Origin of the sequence: Pseudonocardia ammonioxydans, from assembly GCF_900115005.1 — a bacterium.
Classification (GTDB): domain Bacteria; phylum Actinomycetota; class Actinomycetes; order Mycobacteriales; family Pseudonocardiaceae; genus Pseudonocardia; species Pseudonocardia ammonioxydans.
Genome location: NZ_FOUY01000152.1, coordinates 1 through 1,456, shown reverse-complemented (window position 1 = coordinate 1,456; position 1,456 = coordinate 1). Strand labels below are relative to the sequence as shown.

Annotated in this window: 3 protein-coding genes; all 3 read left to right on the top strand. The window is 67.1% G+C overall.

Annotated elements, in window-relative coordinates; translation table 11 throughout:
- Positions 1-91: 91 nt before the first annotated feature.
- The 3 genes from BM093_RS34820 to BM093_RS34810 are packed head-to-tail and all read left to right on the top strand — an operon-like array spanning position 92 to position 1,360.
- The gene (locus BM093_RS34820; RefSeq protein ID WP_218163082.1) at positions 92-892 is read left to right on the top strand and encodes a DODA-type extradiol aromatic ring-opening family dioxygenase; all 801 of its coding nucleotides are present in this window, start codon (positions 92-94) and stop codon (positions 890-892) included.
- A 10-nt stretch (positions 893-902) separates the two neighbouring features.
- Positions 903-1,169: a hypothetical protein gene (locus BM093_RS34815; RefSeq protein WP_093357731.1), complete on the top strand. Its 267-nt coding sequence runs from the start codon at positions 903-905 to the stop codon at positions 1,167-1,169.
- Positions 1,166-1,360, top strand: coding sequence for a ferredoxin (locus tag BM093_RS34810; RefSeq protein WP_093357729.1), 195 nt, complete (start codon positions 1,166-1,168; stop codon positions 1,358-1,360). Before BM093_RS34815 ends, BM093_RS34810 begins: the two co-directional genes overlap by 4 nt.
- Positions 1,361-1,456 lie beyond the last annotated feature (96 nt).

The following is a 1,456-nucleotide window of genomic DNA, read 5'->3' as shown; positions in this document are numbered from 1 at the left end:
CCGGAGGAGTTCCACCGGGTGGTGGGGGAGTTCCTCGGTCGTGTGGTCCCCCGACCTGCCGCCATGGCCGAGAGCTGATCCAATGGGCAGAATGATCGCCGGCTACGGCGCCTCGCACACCGCCATGATGATCCGGCGGTACGACCCCACCGCGGCCGACCAACGCCGGATCCGCGAGGCTTTCGAGACGTTGCGCGCCGAGGTCGACGAGTTGGCGCCCGACGTCGTCGTGATCGTCAGCAGCGAGCACCTGAACTCATTCTTCTACGACAACTACCCACAGGTCTGCGTGGGCATCGGCGACACTTGTACCGGGTTGGGCGATGCCGGTGTACCTGCGGCCGAGGTCCCGTTGGCGACCGGCTTCGCCTCCGCGCTTCTCGATGCGGGTGCAGCGCGCGGTTTCGACCTGTCCTGGTCGGCCGACCCCCGGTTGGACCACGGCTTCATGGCGCCGCTCACGTTGATCCGCCCGGGACTGGATCTGCCGATCGTTCCCATCTTCCAGAATGCCAGTACTCCACCGTTGGCCCCGTTCTGGCGCAGTGCCCAGCTCGGCGAGCTCATAGCCTCGGTGGTCGCCGAACGACCCGAGGGCGAGCGGGTGCTGTTGCTGGCCGCAGGCGGCTTGTCCCACTGGGTCGGCACCCCGGGGATGGGCCGGGTGAACGTCGAGTTCGATGAGGGCTTCCTGGACTGCGTTCGCAGGGGTGCGGTGGGCGAACTGCTCACCTGGGACGTCCCGTGGGTCACTGAGACGGCGGGCAACGGGGCCCAGGAGATCCGGAACTGGGTGACCGTGATGGCCGCGTGCCCGTCGCCGGGAACGGTCACGGCCTACGAGCCGGTGACCGAATGGGCGACCGGTATGGCACTGGCCCGGCTGTTCTGAGGAAGCCCTGGTGAATCTCCGACTCGACCGGCTGGTCCGGCAGATGGCGCGCGATCCCGACCTCTTGCGGCGGGCCGGCGACGATCCGGTCGCGGTGGCCGCCGCCGCCGGGGTGACAGTCGAGGACGTGACCGATGTGATGCTCGTGGACCTGGCCGCCCTACACGCCCGCGGTGTGCACCCTCTGCTGCTCATGCAGCTTGCCGGGGCCACCCACACTGATCCGATGGAGCAGCTGGGCTCGCTGCCGAAAGACGAGAGGACTCGCACGAAATGAAGGTCGTCTTGGACGTGGCGAAATGCGAGGGATTCGCCTCTTGTGTGCTGAGCGCGCCGGAGGTGTTCGACCTCGACGAGGAGGACAACATCGCGATAGTGCTGGAAGCTGAGCCTCCAGCCCGACTGCGGTCGGCCCTGGAGGCCGCAGTGTTGGCCTGTCCGGTGCGCGCCATCACCCTCACCGCCTAGCCTAGTAGACCGTCGCAGCTAATTATTTGGGTATAGGTGGCGGAGTTTGACGCGAGCGTCGGCGGTGGTGAACTGCCAGTGAACCTGCCTCTGATC